At 63.4% G+C, this 14284-nt stretch carries 16 protein-coding genes; all 16 read left to right on the top strand.

Going from position 1 to position 14284, the window contains the following annotated elements:
- Window positions 1-23: 23 nt before the first annotated feature.
- The 16 genes from AB0H22_RS00170 to kdpF all read left to right on the top strand — a co-directional run bounded on the left by AB0H22_RS00170 (window position 24) and on the right by kdpF (window position 14282).
- Entirely contained in the window at window positions 24-791 is a 768-nt protein-coding gene (locus tag AB0H22_RS00170) for a thioredoxin domain-containing protein (RefSeq protein WP_180748147.1), read from the top strand.
- Window positions 788-1357 (top strand): vitamin K epoxide reductase family protein, encoded by a 570-nt coding sequence (locus AB0H22_RS00165; RefSeq protein WP_358143990.1) that lies wholly within the window; start codon window positions 788-790, stop codon window positions 1355-1357. Before AB0H22_RS00170 ends, AB0H22_RS00165 begins: the two co-directional genes overlap by 4 nt.
- Window positions 1358-1418: 61 nt before the next feature.
- A complete protein-coding gene (locus AB0H22_RS00160) occupies window positions 1419-4802 on the top strand; it encodes a pyruvate carboxylase (protein ID WP_180748145.1) in 3384 nt (1127 codons plus the stop codon).
- On the top strand, window positions 4799-5344 hold the full coding sequence (rsmD, locus tag AB0H22_RS00155) for a 16S rRNA (guanine(966)-N(2))-methyltransferase RsmD (protein ID WP_358145951.1): 546 nt from the start codon (window positions 4799-4801) through the stop codon (window positions 5342-5344). Before AB0H22_RS00160 ends, rsmD begins: the two co-directional genes overlap by 4 nt.
- Before the next feature lie 56 nt (window positions 5345-5400).
- The gene (locus AB0H22_RS00150) at window positions 5401-6291 is read left to right on the top strand and encodes a dienelactone hydrolase family protein (protein WP_358143988.1); all 891 of its coding nucleotides are present in this window, start codon (window positions 5401-5403) and stop codon (window positions 6289-6291) included.
- Between the two features lie 40 nt (window positions 6292-6331).
- Window positions 6332-6853 (top strand): hypothetical protein, encoded by a 522-nt coding sequence (locus tag AB0H22_RS00145; protein ID WP_358145949.1) that lies wholly within the window; start codon window positions 6332-6334, stop codon window positions 6851-6853.
- 383 nt (window positions 6854-7236) lie between these two features.
- Window positions 7237-8310, top strand: a complete 1074-nt coding sequence (locus tag AB0H22_RS00140; RefSeq protein ID WP_358145947.1) for an oxygenase MpaB family protein — start codon at window positions 7237-7239, stop codon at window positions 8308-8310.
- Window positions 8311-8418: 108 nt separating this feature from the next.
- Window positions 8419-9318 (top strand): DUF4253 domain-containing protein, encoded by a 900-nt coding sequence (locus AB0H22_RS00135; protein WP_358145945.1) that lies wholly within the window; start codon window positions 8419-8421, stop codon window positions 9316-9318.
- 123 nt (window positions 9319-9441) lie between these two features.
- Window positions 9442-9912, top strand: coding sequence for a lipoprotein LpqH (locus tag AB0H22_RS00130; protein WP_358143985.1), 471 nt, complete (start codon window positions 9442-9444; stop codon window positions 9910-9912).
- 85 nt (window positions 9913-9997) lie between these two features.
- Complete coding sequence (locus AB0H22_RS00125) at window positions 9998-10558, top strand: HdeD family acid-resistance protein (RefSeq protein ID WP_078308956.1); 561 nt, start codon at window positions 9998-10000, stop codon at window positions 10556-10558.
- Complete coding sequence (gene coaD, locus AB0H22_RS00120; RefSeq protein ID WP_180748141.1) at window positions 10555-11040, top strand: pantetheine-phosphate adenylyltransferase; 486 nt, start codon at window positions 10555-10557, stop codon at window positions 11038-11040. The genes AB0H22_RS00125 and coaD overlap by 4 nt, the downstream gene beginning before the upstream one ends.
- A gap of 106 nt (window positions 11041-11146) precedes the next feature.
- Window positions 11147-11884 carry a cell division protein SepIVA gene (gene sepIVA, locus AB0H22_RS00115; protein WP_180749642.1) on the top strand — a complete coding sequence of 246 codons (738 nt, stop codon included), beginning with the start codon at window positions 11147-11149 and terminating at the stop codon, window positions 11882-11884.
- Between the two features lie 10 nt (window positions 11885-11894).
- Complete coding sequence (locus AB0H22_RS00110; protein ID WP_180748140.1) at window positions 11895-12425, top strand: DUF177 domain-containing protein; 531 nt, start codon at window positions 11895-11897, stop codon at window positions 12423-12425.
- Complete coding sequence (gene rnc / locus AB0H22_RS00105; RefSeq protein WP_180748139.1) at window positions 12422-13144, top strand: ribonuclease III; 723 nt, start codon at window positions 12422-12424, stop codon at window positions 13142-13144. The genes AB0H22_RS00110 and rnc overlap by 4 nt, the downstream gene beginning before the upstream one ends.
- A complete protein-coding gene (gene mutM, locus AB0H22_RS00100) occupies window positions 13145-14005 on the top strand; it encodes a bifunctional DNA-formamidopyrimidine glycosylase/DNA-(apurinic or apyrimidinic site) lyase (protein ID WP_180748138.1) in 861 nt (286 codons plus the stop codon).
- 166 nt (window positions 14006-14171) lie between these two features.
- On the top strand, window positions 14172-14282 hold the full coding sequence (kdpF, locus tag AB0H22_RS00095; RefSeq protein ID WP_180748137.1) for a K(+)-transporting ATPase subunit F: 111 nt from the start codon (window positions 14172-14174) through the stop codon (window positions 14280-14282).
- Window positions 14283-14284 lie beyond the last annotated feature (2 nt).

Here is a 14284-nt window from a genome sequence, read left to right as displayed (position 1 = left end):
TTTCTGCCCGGTAGGCTGTTCGAGTGGCCAAACCGAAGCAACCCCCCAGCTACGACCTCAAGAAGGCGGAGCAGCGCCGAAGCCAGCTGATCCAAATAGCGCTCACGGCGATCGTCGTGCTGTTCGCCGCGGGGCTGGTCGGTTTCATCGTCGTCAAGAACAAGAAGGATGCGGGTCCGCCCGCGCCACCCGCGGGAGACGTCAAGGCTGTCGAGGTGGTCACCGCCGGCCCGGCCAAGCTCATCACCAAGGAAGGAACCACCGAACCCAAGGTGGTCCTGACCCTGATCGAGGATCCGATCTGCCCAGCCTGTGGCATGGTCGAGCAGGAGTTCGGGCCGACGATCGAGAAGCTCATCGACACCGGCGCGGTCCGTGCCGACTACAACATGGTGGCGATCCTCGACGCGCCCAAGTTCAAGCGCGACTACTCCTCACGGGCCTCGGCGGCGGCCTACTGTGTGGCCGACCAGTCCCCGGAGCTGTTCCGCAAGTTCCACAAGGCGCTCTACCAGAATCAGCCCGATGAGGTCGATGCGAAGACATGGCACGACGACAAATGGCTGATCGATACGGCCAAGAGTGTCGGTGCGTCCGACGCGGTCTCCAAGTGCGTCAAGGACAAGAAGTACATCAACATGGTCAAGGCGCTCGGCCCGGCGCTCAACATCCAGGCCACACCCACGATCCGGATCAACGGCAAGGACTGGGAAATCGGGAAGAGCACCACCCCGGCTGATCTGGTCAAGGCCATCACTGATATCACCGGACCGGTACCGGGCCTGACGTGAGGCTGCGCCCCGCGACCGCCTGGTACGTACTTTTCGCCGGGGTGGCCGGCCTGGCCGCCGCGCTGGCCCTGACCATCGAGAAGATCGAGATCCTGCTCGATCCGACGTACATCCCGTCGTGCAGCCTGAATCCGGTCGTATCCTGCGGGTCGGTGATGACGACCGCACAGGCCTCGGCCTTCGGGTTCCCCAACTCGCTCATCGGCATCGTGGCATTCACCGTGGTGTTGGTTACGGGCGTGCTGGCGGTGGCCAAGGTGGAGTTACCGCGTTGGTACTGGGGCGGGCTGGCCGTCGGCACCCTGCTGGGTGCAGTCTTCGTCCACTGGTTGATCTTTCAGAGCCTGTACCGCATCGGGGCGTTGTGCCCGTACTGCATGGTGGTCTGGGCGGTAACGATTCCGCTGCTGGTGGTGAGCGCATCGATTGCCTTGCGGCCCTTAGGGTCTCAGCGCTGGGCAAGAGTCCTGTACCAGTGGCGGTGGTCGCTGGTGGCGTTGTGGTACGCCGCGGTGATTCTGATGATCCTCGAACGATTCTGGGATTACTGGATCACACTGGTCTGAGCGCGTTTGTGAAATTGAGCGGACGCGCGTTCGCTCAATCCTCACGGTACGGTCAGTCACTATGTTCTCGAAGGTTCTTGTCGCCAACCGCGGTGAGATCGCGATCCGCGCGTTTCGGGCTGCCTACGAATTAGGTGCCGAGACGGTCGCTGTCTACCCATATGAAGACCGCAACTCCGGTCACCGACTGAAGGCCGACGAGGCCTATCAGATTGGTGAGAAGGGGCACCCGGTCCGGGCTTATCTGTCGGTCTCGGAGGTCGTCAACGCGGCCAAGAACTCCGGTGCCGACGCGATTTACCCAGGATACGGATTTCTCTCCGAGAATCCCGATCTGGCCGCGGCCTGTGCGAAGGCGGGTATCACCTTCGTCGGACCGCCCGCCGATGTCTTGGAGCTGACGGGTAACAAGGCCCGCGCCATCGCCGCCGCGCGGGAGGCGGGGCTGCCGGTATTGGCGTCCTCGCAGCCTTCGGCATCGGTCGAGGACCTGCTGGTCGCCTCCGAGTCGATGGCGTTCCCGGTATTCGTCAAGGCGGTCGCCGGCGGCGGCGGCCGTGGCATGCGCCGGGTCGCCGAGCGTGAGCAGCTGCGCGAGTCGATCGAGGCCGCGAGCCGCGAGGCGGAGTCGGCGTTCGGAGACCCGACGGTCTTCTTGGAGCAGGCCGTTATCAACCCACGGCATATCGAGGTGCAAATCCTCGCCGATACCGCAGGCAACGTCATCCACCTCTTCGAACGCGACTGTAGCGTGCAGCGGCGTCACCAGAAGGTCATCGAGCTGGCCCCCGCGCCTAACTTGCCGGCCGAGCTGCGCCAGAAAATCTGTTCGGACGCAGTAGCTTTCGCCCGTCATATCGGATACAGCTGTGCCGGCACCGTCGAGTTCCTACTCGATGAGCGCGGCCACCACGTCTTCATCGAGATGAATCCCCGGATCCAGGTGGAACACACGGTGACCGAGGAGATCACCGATGTGGACCTGGTTGCGAGCCAGCTGCGCATCGCCTCCGGTGAGACACTCGACGACCTTGGCCTGAACCAGGATTCGATCAAACCGCGGGGTGCCGCGCTGCAATGCCGGATCACCACGGAGGATCCTTCCAACGGTTTCCGCCCCGACACCGGCCGCATCACCGCGTACCGCAGCCCCGGTGGTGCGGGTATCCGACTCGACGGTGGGACGACACTCGGTGCCGAGGTGGGCGCGCATTTCGACTCGATGCTGGTGAAGCTGACCTGCCGCGGGCGGGACTTCGAGACCGCGGTGGCCCGTGCCCGCCGCGCCGTCGCCGAGTTCCGAATCCGCGGCGTCGCGACCAACATCCCGTTCCTGCAAGCGGTTCTGGACGATCCCGACTTCCGGTCCGGACACGTCACCACCTCATTCATCGAGGAACGTCCGCAGCTGCTGACCGCGCGCTCCTCGGCCGACCGCGGTACCAAGATCCTGAACTATCTGGCCGATGTGACCGTCAACAAGCCTCATGGGAGCAAGCCCTCCAGGGTGTATCCGCATGACAAGCTGCCCGCGATCGATCTGTCGGTACCGCCGCCGGACGGGTCCCGTCAGCGGCTGTTGGCCTTGGGCCCAGAGGGTTTCGCGAAGGCGCTGCGGGAGCAGAAGGCTGTCGGTCTGACCGACACCACCTTCCGCGACGCGCACCAGTCGCTGCTGGCCACCCGGGTGCGCACCACCGGTCTGTTGGCGATCGCGCCGTACGTGTCGCGGCTGACGCCGGAGCTGCTGTCGATCGAGGCCTGGGGCGGTGCGACATACGATGTGGCGCTTCGCTTCCTGAAGGAAGACCCGTGGGAGCGGCTCGCCGACCTACGTGAGGCCGTCCCGAATATCTGCCTGCAGATGCTGCTGCGCGGCCGGAACACGGTGGGGTACACGCCATATCCGGAGACGGTGACCAAGGCGTTCATCCGCGAGGCGAGCGCTACCGGGGTGGATATCTACCGAATCTTCGATGCGCTCAACAACATCGAGGCGATGCGCCCGGCGATCGACGCCGTGCGCGAGGTCGGCACCTCGGTCGCCGAGGTGGCCATGTGCTACACCGGCGATCTGTCCAACCCCGGTGAAAACCTGTACACGTTGGACTACTACCTGAAGCTCGCCGAGCAGATCGTCGATGCGGGTGCACATGTGCTGGCGATCAAGGACATGGCGGGCCTGCTGCGTCCGCCCGCGGCAGCGACGCTGGTGACGGCGCTGCGCTCGCGGTTCGATCTGCCCGTGCACGTGCATACACATGACACTGCCGGCGGGCAGCTGGCCACTTACCTGGCGGCCTGGCAGGCGGGCGCCGATGCGGTGGACGGCGCGGCAGCACCCTTGGCCGGAACCACGAGCCAGCCTTCGTTGTCGGCGATCGTGGCCGCCGCCGCACACAGCGAGTACGACACCGGGGTCTCGCTGACCGCGGTATGCGATCTGGAGCCGTACTGGGAGGCGCTGCGAAAGGTATACGCCCCCTTCGAGTCCGGGCTGCCGTCGCCGACCGGCCGGGTGTACACGCACGAGATTCCCGGCGGGCAGCTATCGAACCTGCGCCAGCAGGCCATCGCGCTGGGGCTGGGTGACCAGTTCGAGGAGATCGAGGCACGGTATGCCGCCGCGGACCGGATGCTCGGCCGTTTGGTCAAGGTGACCCCGTCCTCGAAGGTGGTGGGCGATCTGGCGCTGGCGTTGGTGGGTACCGGTGTGAGTGCGGACGAATTCGCCTCGGATCCGGGCCGTTTCGATATCCCTGAGTCGGTGATCGGATTCCTGCGCGGAGAGCTGGGCGATCCTCCGGGCGGCTGGCCCGAGCCGTTCCGTACCCGCGCGCTGGAAGGTCGCGGCCCCGTTCGTGCGGAGGCGGTACTCACCGCGGATGACGAGGCTCAGCTGGATGGCGACAGCGTGACACGGCGAGCTGCGTTGAACCGGCTGCTGTTCCCCGGCCCCACCAAGGAATTCCTGGCGCATCGGGATCAGTACGGCGATACGTCAAGGCTTTCGGCGAACCAGTTCTTCTACGGCCTTCGGTACGGAGAGGAGCACCGCGTCAAGCTGGAGAAGGGCGTCGAGCTGCTCATTGGGATCGAGGCGATCTCCGATGCTGACGAGCGCGGCATGCGCACCGTGATGTGCATCCTCAACGGCCAATTGCGTCCGGTGCAGGTGCGTGACAGGAGCATCGACAGTGCGGTGGCCAGCGCTGAGAAGGCCGATCGGGGGAATGCGGACCATGTGCCGGCACCCTTCGCGGGCGTGGTGACGCTCAATGTGGTTTCCGGCCAGGAGGTTGCGGCAGGGGAGAGCATCGGCACCATCGAGGCCATGAAGATGGAAGCCTCCATCACCGCGCCGAAGGCGGGCACCGTCGCGCGGGTGGCGTTGACCGAGACTGCCCAGGTCGAGGGTGGGGATCTGCTGGTGGTGATCAGCTGACCCGGATCATCGCCGGCGCCGCGGGTGGACGCCGGATCGCGGTGCCGCCGAAGGGGACCCGGCCCACCACGGATCGGGTCAGGGAGGCGCTGTTCAGCATGCTGGAGGCACGCTTGGACTTCGACGGGATCGCCGTGCTCGATCTGTTTGCCGGTTCCGGTGCACTGGGTTTGGAAGCGTTGTCACGCGGTGCGGATCACGTGACACTGGTGGAGTTGAACGCTGTCGCGTCGAAGGTGATCGCGGCCAATATTGCGGCGGTGGGGCTTCCCGGTACCGAGCTGCGGCAGTCTCCAGTGTCGGCGTTCCTGTCGACCTCGCCCAACCGCGCGTACGATCTCGTCCTTGCCGATCCGCCGTATTCGGTTTCTGCCGAAGAGGTTTCGGCTCTGCTGTCGCGACTGACCAACCATTGGGTGAACGACGACGCAATCGTGGTGCTGGAGCGTGACGCCGCCGGCCCCGAGACGGTGTGGCCGGACGGCTGGGAGGTGACGTCCCGCAAGTACGGAGGGACGCGGCTAGAGCTCGGGGCCCTGTAGCACCTGTCCAGGTAATCCACAGCCACCGTTTACTTATCGGGCGGACACTTCTCGTCATGACCCCGCTGCAGCGGTACATCGCCGAAGAGATCGCCACCGACCATGTCGAAGGACTGCTGACGAGACGCGAGGCCGTGCGGCGGCTCGCCCTACTGGGCGTCGGCGCCGCTGCCGCCGGCGCGCTCATCGCGGCGTGCGGCAGCGAGGACAAACCTGCCACAACGCGGCCGTCGGCTTCCACGTCACCACCACCCGGTATGGACAAAGCTGTAGCGCCGGAGCCGATCACGTGGACCGGCCCCAACGGCACCATGCAGGGCGCATGGGCGACGGCGGCGCATCCGCGCGGGTCGGTGTTGGTGATCCACGAGAACAAGGGTTTGACTCCCTGGGTCAGCACCGTGGCGGGACGACTTGCGGGCGTCGGCTATTCATCGCTGGCCGTCGACCTGCTGTCCGAGGAGGGCGGCACATCGACGTTCAAGGACCCGGCCGAGGCCACCGCAGCGTTGGGCAGGGTCTCACCCGATCGGTTTGTCGCGGACCTGAAGTCCGGAGTGGACGAGATTCTGCGCCGGGTGCCTGAGAAGCCCGCCGGTGTGGTGGGTTTCTGCTTTGGTGGTGGCCTGGTCTGGCAGCTACTGGCATCGGGGGAGCCGCGGCTCGCAGCGGCCGTGCCGTTCTACGGGCCATTACCGGATAACCCCGATTTCTCGCGGTCGAAAGCGGCGGTCCTTGCCTTCTACGGGGAGCTCGACAAGCGGGTCACCGCCTCGAAAGACCAGGCTTCTGAGGCGCTACAGAGGGCGGGGCTCGTTCACGAGATCGTCGTCGAACCCGGCGCCGACCATGCCTTCTTCAACGACAGCGGTCCGCGCTACAACCCGAGTGGGGCAGCCGATGCCTGGCAGCGCCTCACCGTTTGGTTCGGTCAGCACATCGGTTGAATGGCGCTTAGGCTAGCTGCTCATGTGGTGTAGAGCAGTGTTGGCTGCGGTGGTCTCTGGCGCGGTATCGGTCGCCGCGGCCGGGCTCGCGCTGGCCGACGAGGGCGACGCGCCGGCACCTCCCGCCCCCCAGTCGCCCGTGGCGAATCTCTTGCCGGGTGGCGCGAAGGCTGCGGTGGTTCCATCAGTGGCCAGCGATGCCCTGTCTGCTGGACTGCCTGCACCGGTTGCGGGCCTGGCATCGCCCGGTGGTCCGCTGTCTGCGGAAGGCCCCTTGTTATCGCCTGATGGTCCGCTATCGGCCAACGGTCCTCTGACGGCGGCGGGCGGTCCGCTGTCGACCGATGGTCCGGTCCTGTCACCGACCAGCCCGGTGTCACCCTTCAACGAGATGTGCGGTTCGGGTGGGCTGCTGAAATCCGTGACCGACAGGTTCGCCGGAGTGATTCCGGACAGCACTCTGGCGTCGATGCAGAACCAGCACCCCGCAGGCACCGACAAGTGCCCCGCGTCTCCGCCTGCGGACGATCAGGCCCCGGCCGCCGATCAACCGGGAAGCTAGTCGCTCAGCTAATCTGCAGGGCTCGCGTCAAAAGGGCGGGTATCGCTGAGCGCAATTCCAGCAGCGGCGCGATCCGCGCCACCGCCGACCAGTCTGATTCCCCATCGAGCCGCTTAACGACCATCCGTACGTTCCTTGATTCGGTCTGCGCCGAAACCATCCGCACCTCCCTTGATTTTGGGTGGCACCGGGAGCATCATCACATTTCTAATGTGAAATGAGTCACAGTCAAGATGGCGGTGGTCATGTGATGGGGGTAGTCGATCAGCTATCCGAGGCTGGGCGCGTGAACGGCCGAGCGCTGAGGTTAACCAAGGAACGGGTATCGGCAACGCAAGGAGTTTGACGTGGTGGTCCGGGGTATCAAGGCATTCAAGAAAATTATGCAGACAACATATGATCCAGAGCTGGTGATTCCGGAAGACGTTAGGGTGAAAGAATTTACCGGCGATAACAGTTTGTCGCGGAAGGACCTTTGTCAGCATCCGATTCCTGCTGGTTCCCTTGTATGGAAGTATTGGGGGCGCCTTGATGTGATGTATTTCGGCAGCGGAGTGTTGGGCCCCATTGCGGGGGCGTGGCCGCAAATGGGGAGAGCGACCGCGGGTTCTGTTCTCTTCAGTGGTGACAGTTCTTTCGGTGCACGCGCCAAGATATATAAGATACGGCGTCAGAGATCCCGTGAGTACATTTATGGCTCGGTTTACGACGCTCCGGAAGATGCGAAGAAATACGGACTGAAGACTCGGAATATGCACAAGTCCGTCAAAGGCGCACTGCAGGAAGGCACGTTTCATGCTTTGAATGCGGAAACCTTCTATTTCGCGCACGTCACCTTCTTCTATTACCACTTGATAATAATGATCGAGCAACTGTATTTTGGCGGGTCCATGCCACGGGCGATGAAGGAACAGATATTTGAGGAGTCCAAGGAGTGGTACAGCATATGGGGGGTGGACGATAGTCCTCAGCCGGATACGTACGACGATTTCGAGCGGTATCTGGAAAACATCGAGCATAACCATTTGGTGAACTCGCAGGTAACTCAGGTCATGCTGGATCAATTTCTGGAGCGCCGCCTGGCGCCGCGGTGGTGGCCTCCGGTCATGAAGAAATTTGTGTGGCCCTGGCTGGTGGGGCGACGGCAGGTTGTTGTCAGTAGTTATCCGCCCCATGTGCGGGAGCTGTTCAATTTAGAGTGGACCCCCGAGGACGAGGAGATACTGCGCCGCTTTATGGATATGCATCGGCGGTGCTACACGGTTCTCGAGCGCCTCCTCCCGCTGAAGTTTTTCTACTTGCCGATTGCGGTTCGAGGCTTTGAGCGCGAAGGGATCGATCCACGCAACATCACCCTGGAATCTGCACAGCAAGCACTCCGGGAAAACCGCGCCCGCCGCGCCCCGCGAGAAAATACACCCATAGATGAGACGAATGGGATGCTAGCTTCCAGCTAATATGGTTACTGGGCCGCCGATTTCACCCCGGCCGCCGATCAACCGGGAAGCTAGTCGCTCAGCTAATCTGCGTGGGTGGGGTCAAAAGGGTGGACATCACTCAGCGCAATGGTCGTTGTGCTGGTGCTCGGTCTGACGTATCTGTTCGGTCAGGCCTACTGGGGTAGGCACACGATTGCAGGCAATCCCGAACCCGCGCATGACCTGCCCGCCTACGCCGAATTGTTGGTACCCGTGCACGCCGAGCGTGCGGGGGCGCTGCCCCGTCCTCAGAATGCGGCGAAGTGGAGTGTCGACGGAATCAAGTTGCCCGAGGGGCATCTGATCGTCAGTCCAACGGGACGTTCACTGGCGTGGATAAGCAATGCCACGGTGGTCGACATCCAATCGCTATGGCTGCGTCTGGCGGGCCGATTCGATCGAACAGGACTGTGGCCCTTGGCTTCCCGCGGGCTGAGTGGCGACCTGCACCGGCCCTGGTCGGATCCCGATGACCTGCGGCACTTCGCGGATCCCGCGGATGTCGGAGCCGTCGACGCTAAATCTTTTCTTGCTAAACAGGTCTCGTCTGCCGACAGTCGAATCATCGATGTTCCCGTTGCTCCAATCACGTTGGAGCAGCGCACCCAGCCTCCGCAACGTGCTCTCCCATTGACCGCCGACCACCTAGAACAGGGCTCGCTCCTCATCTTGGTGCCGGTTACCCGTCCGGCCGACGCACTCAACGCGCTGGGGTGGACTCACGGCGTCAACTACGACATCGCTGAGGCGCAGCTGTCGGCGGTTCTTCGGTCCTGGGAGGACCGATTCGGGGCGGTGCTGACGACCGTGGACTTCGATTTCATCGAGGTGGAGGTGACACGTCCGCCGGGAGCGGATCTCGCTTTGCCTGTTGGCTATGAGCACTACGGGTTCTGCCCCGACAACATCGACCAGGGCGCGGGCACATTGAGCGCCTACGCGCGCGGAATCACCGGCGCGCGAACGTGGAGTTTCTGGTGGGATTAGCGCCGGAGGCGGGGCATGCGAAATCTTGTGCGGGAGAGATCAACACATCATTCAGCGTCATCTGAGCATGGTGTCGAATTAGTCTGAACGTGATCACAGGAAGACGTTAGAGGGAGGGCGCAGATGCGCTACAGCGGTGTTGTGGTGATGGGTGGTGTCGTATCGGCTGCCGTGTGCCTTGTCGGCTGCTCGTCGGGTGGGGGCCTGCGGCATGACGGGCAAGCGAACAATCCGGTATCCAGTTCTGCAGGCGATGTCCAGGCCGCCGGACCACGTGTTGTGGTGGATGGAATCGTCCGATCGGTGGAGAATCGGGTCGAGTGCGTTACCGCGGCTGATATGACCTTCGTGAATATCGGTAGCTTTGGCGATGGGATTGCCGCCACGCTTGCGGCGGGCGACAGTCCAACGCTCCAGAGTCTGACCCTTGGCGTCATCGATGGACACCCAGTGACCTATCACTCCGGGCATGGTGCGAGCGAACCCGCGGTGACAAAGTCCGGGCAGTTTTACAGGATTGCCGGCGGCGCTACCGCCGGCCTGAGCACGCCCGCGACATTTGAACTTGAGTTCACCTGCCCAGCCAGGAGATAACAGAATCATGGTGAGTCGGTAACGCACCGCACGAATCGCCGCCGATAAGTCCCCGCGGCCGTTCCCGAGGAAATACCCTTGGGGTATGACTACAAGTGTCGGGCAGGACCTCGTCAAGCACCTCTGGAAAACAGCGGTGGTATCAGGAGTTTTGGCGGTAATCGTGGGGGCCGTGGTGCTGATATGGCCTCAAGTCACCGTGCTCGTCGCCGCATATGCTTTCGGCGCATATCTATTGATATCCGGTATCGCTCAGGTCGTCTTCGCCTTCACGCTGCCGGTGTCATCGGCCGGCATGCGGGTGCTGTTGTTCCTCACCGGCGCGATTTCGTTCGTCCTCGGTGTGCTGTGCTTCAAAGACGAGCTGAATTCGATTCTGCTGCTGGCCATCTGGATCGGCGTCGGCTGGATCGCCCAGGGCATCGCGGGCACCATCACCGCCATCGGCGACAAGGACCTCCCGGGGCGTGGCTGGCAGATCTTCAGCGGCATCATCTCGACGATCGCGGGCATCGTGCTCATCGTCTACCCGATCAGCTCGATCGTCACCCTCACCCTCGTCGTCGGCATCTGGCTCATCGTGATCGGTGTGCTGCAAATCGGAAGCGGTATCGGCATTCGCTCGGCCACCAAATCCTCCGCATGACGGGAGCGGTATGCCCCGGCTCGTTCGATCCGGTAACTCTCGGGCATCTGGATGTCTTCGAACGAGCCGCGGCGCAGTTCGACGAGGTGATCGTCGCCGTCCTGGTCAACCCGAACAAGGCCGGCATGTTCACCATCGACGAGCGCATCGAGATGATCCGCGAGACGACCACCGACCTGCCCAATCTGCGCGTCGAGTCAGGTCAAGGGCTGCTGGTGGACCTCGTGCGGGAACGCGGTCTCAATGCGATCGTCAAGGGGCTGCGCACCGGCACCGACTTCGAGTACGAACTCCAGATGGCGCAGATGAACAAGCACATCGCCGGGGTCGACACCTTCTTTGTCGCGACCGCCCCGGCCTACTCGTTCGTCTCGTCCTCGCTAGCCAAGGAGGTGGCGACGTACGGAGGCGACGTTTCGGCGTTGCTGCCTCCGGCAGTCCATCAACGACTTCTCGGGAAAATCCGCGGCCAGGCACAATAGAACTGTGACCCCGCAGAAATAGCCGACACACCGATCAGCTAGCACGGTCACAGCAGTCACACCAGGCACACTGGTAACAGTGGAAACTCGCGTGAAGGGTGGAGCCGTGTACCGAGTATTTGAAGCGCTCGATGAACTGGGTGCCATCGTGGAAGAGGCGCGCGGCGTTCCGATGACCGCCGGATGCGTCGTGCCCCGCGGCGATGTCCTCGAACTGATCGACGACATCAAGGACGCCATCCCCGGCGAGCTCGACGACGCCCAGGACGTCCTGGATGCCCGCGATTCGTTGCTGCGCGAGGCCAAAGAGCATCACGAAACGGTGATCGGGAAGTCAAACGCCGATGCCGAGCAGACTCTGTCTCATGCCCGGTCCGAGGCCGATCGGTTGCTGGCAGATGCCAAGGCACAGGCCGATCGCATGGTTGCCGAGGCGCGCAATCACGCCGATCAGACCGTCGGCGAAGCGCGGGAAGAGGCTGCGCGCGCGCTCGCCAACGCCAAGCGCGATCAGGAGAGCACCGTCGCCCGTGCCAAGGCAGAGGCGGAGCGCCTGGTCGATTCCGGTAATGCCTCCTATGACAAGGCCGTGCAAGAGGGCATCAAGGAGCAGCAGCGCCTGGTCGCACAGACTGAGGTCGTGCAAGCCGCGAACGCCGAATCCACCCGGCTTATCGACACGGCACATGCCGAGGCCGACCGGCTGCGTGGTGAATGCGATATCTACGTCGACAACAAACTGGCCGAATTCGAGGACTATCTCAACGGCACGCTTCGCTCGGTGGGCCGTGGGCGTCACCAGCTGCGTACCGGCGCTGGTACCCACGATTACGTGCAGCGCTAACATTAGATCTATGCCAGGACCGTTCGTGCTCGATGTCCTGGCCCTCGGCCGTCGACCCGGGGCGATGGAGACAGTGCAGCGCACGTTCCCTAGCCCTTCGCGCATCGGTGTCGATCTGCTTGCGATACCCGAGGGCTCGGAGCTGGAAATCGATCTGCGCATGGAGTCGGTCTCCGAGGGCGTTCTCGTTACCGGATCGGTTTCAGGCGATCTGGCAGGCGAGTGTTCGCGGTGTCTCGAGCCGTTCACCGGCCATGTAGAAGCCGACTACACCGAGCTGTTCGCCTATCCGGACAGCGAGACCGAAGCGACCACCGACGAAGACGAGATCTTCCGGATCGTCGACGGGTATGTCGATTTGGAACAGGCGGTCGTCGACGCCATCGTTCCGGACTTGTCCCTGACACCGCTATGCCGGCCCGATTGCCCGGGATTGTGCTCCATTTGTGGAGTCGCCTTGGCCACTGCCGATCCTGGACATCAGCACGATCAGATCGATCCGCGGTGGGCCAAGCTCGCCAACTTCGGTGAGGACCAGTGAGTCGGTCGTACGACGACCTGCGTGCCGCCATTGGTGTGCAGATAGGTGACGATCTCCTGACGCTGGCGCTCACACACCGCAGCTACGCCTACGAGAACGGCGGTCTGCCCACCAACGAACGGCTGGAGTTCCTCGGGGACGCTGTTCTCGGGCTAACGATTACCGAGACGCTGTACCAAGATCACCCCGACCGTTCGGAGGGCGATTTGGCGAAGTTGCGCGCCAGCATCGTCAACACCCAGGCGCTTGCCGGAGTGGCGCGCGACCTGACCGACGCCGGCCTGGGCGCGCACCTGCTGCTCGGTAAGGGCGAGGAGAACACCGGCGGCCGCAACAAATCCAGCATTCTCGCCGACGGCATGGAGTCGATTCTCGGCGCGGTCTATCTGGAGCACGGCCTGGAGATGGCCCGCACGGCGGTGCTGCGGCTGTTCGGCCAGCTCCTGGAGACCGCGCCCAAGCTGGGTGCCGGCCTGGACTGGAAGACCAGCCTGCAGGAGCTGACAGCGGAAAAAGGTTGGGGCGCACCGTCCTATGTGGTCACCTCGACCGGGCCGGACCATGACAAGGAGTTCACCGCTACCGCGATGGTCAACGACGCGGCGCACGGTGTCGGGGTCGGCCGATCCAAGAAAGAGGCCGAACAAAAGGCCGCCGCGGAGGCATGGAACGCCATCAACAGCGATGAGTCCCTTGGGCGAAGCGCCAAAGGCACGTAGGTGCCTGAGCTTCCCGAGGTGGAGGTGGTCCGCCGCGGCCTACATCACCACATCGTTGGTAAGACCATTGCAGCTGTCTCCGTACATCACGAGCGCGCCGTGCGTAGACAGCCCGGCGGTGCCGTCGAGCTAGCGGGACTACTTGCCGGACAACAGATCAGCGGAACCGGTCGCCGTGGCAAGTATCTGTGGCTCACCCTGGAAGGGCCGAACGGCGGCCAGGCACTGGTGGTCCACCTCGGGATGAGCGGCCAGATGCTCATCGGACCGATCTCCAGACCCCAGCATCTGCGTATCGCTGCGACGCTCGACGACGGATCGGTGCTGAGCTTCGTCGATCAGCGCACCTTCGGCGGCTGGATGGTGACCGATATCGTCACCGTCGACGGAAGCGAACTCCCCGAGCCGGTGGCGCATATCGCACGGGATCCGCTCGATGAGCGTTTCGATGCCTCGGCGGTAGTTACCCGGCTGCGCGGTAAGCACACCGAGATCAAGCGCGCGCTACTGGATCAGACCGTCGTGTCGGGGGTCGGGAACATCTATGCCGACGAGACCCTTTGGCTGGCGCGGATCCATGGCCGGCGCCTCACCGACGGAATGAGCCGCGCCAAGCTCACCGAGGTGCTCGGTAGCGCGGCCGATGTCATGCGCCTGGCGCTCGCGCAGGGCGGCACCTCATTCGACGATCTGTATGTGAACGTCAACGGTGAGTCCGGTTATTTCGAGCGCTCTTTGGAGGCGTACGGACGCGAGGGCGAGCCGTGCCGTCGGTGCGGACGTGCCATGCGCCGGGAGGCCTTTATGAACCGGTCGTCGTACTTCTGCCCGGGCTGTCAACGGCTGGTTGAACGCCCGTAAGGGAAGCGTCAAGAGCCCCGATACGCGCGTCAAGGGGTCGTAAAGAACGCAGGTAGGGGCCCCTGGCCGGGACCATGATCTTGGCCGTGACTGATTTCTGGTACCTGGTCTTGACGGTCGTGGGCTTCGCATTATGTGTCGCTGTCGTACGCGGATTGCAGGCGCGATGACCCTCGACTTGAGCACTGACGCTGTCACCAACATCCTGCTGATCGTCGTATCGGCCGCCCTCGTCGTGTATCTCGTGGTCGCACTGCTCGACCCGGAAAGGTTCTAACG

It is taken from the genome of Mycobacterium sp. NPDC050853 (genome assembly GCF_040653875.1).
Lineage (GTDB): Bacteria > Actinomycetota > Actinomycetes > Mycobacteriales > Mycobacteriaceae > Mycobacterium.
The sequence above is the reverse complement of the archived record's forward strand: the minus strand, read 5'-3'. Positions and strand labels throughout refer to the sequence as shown.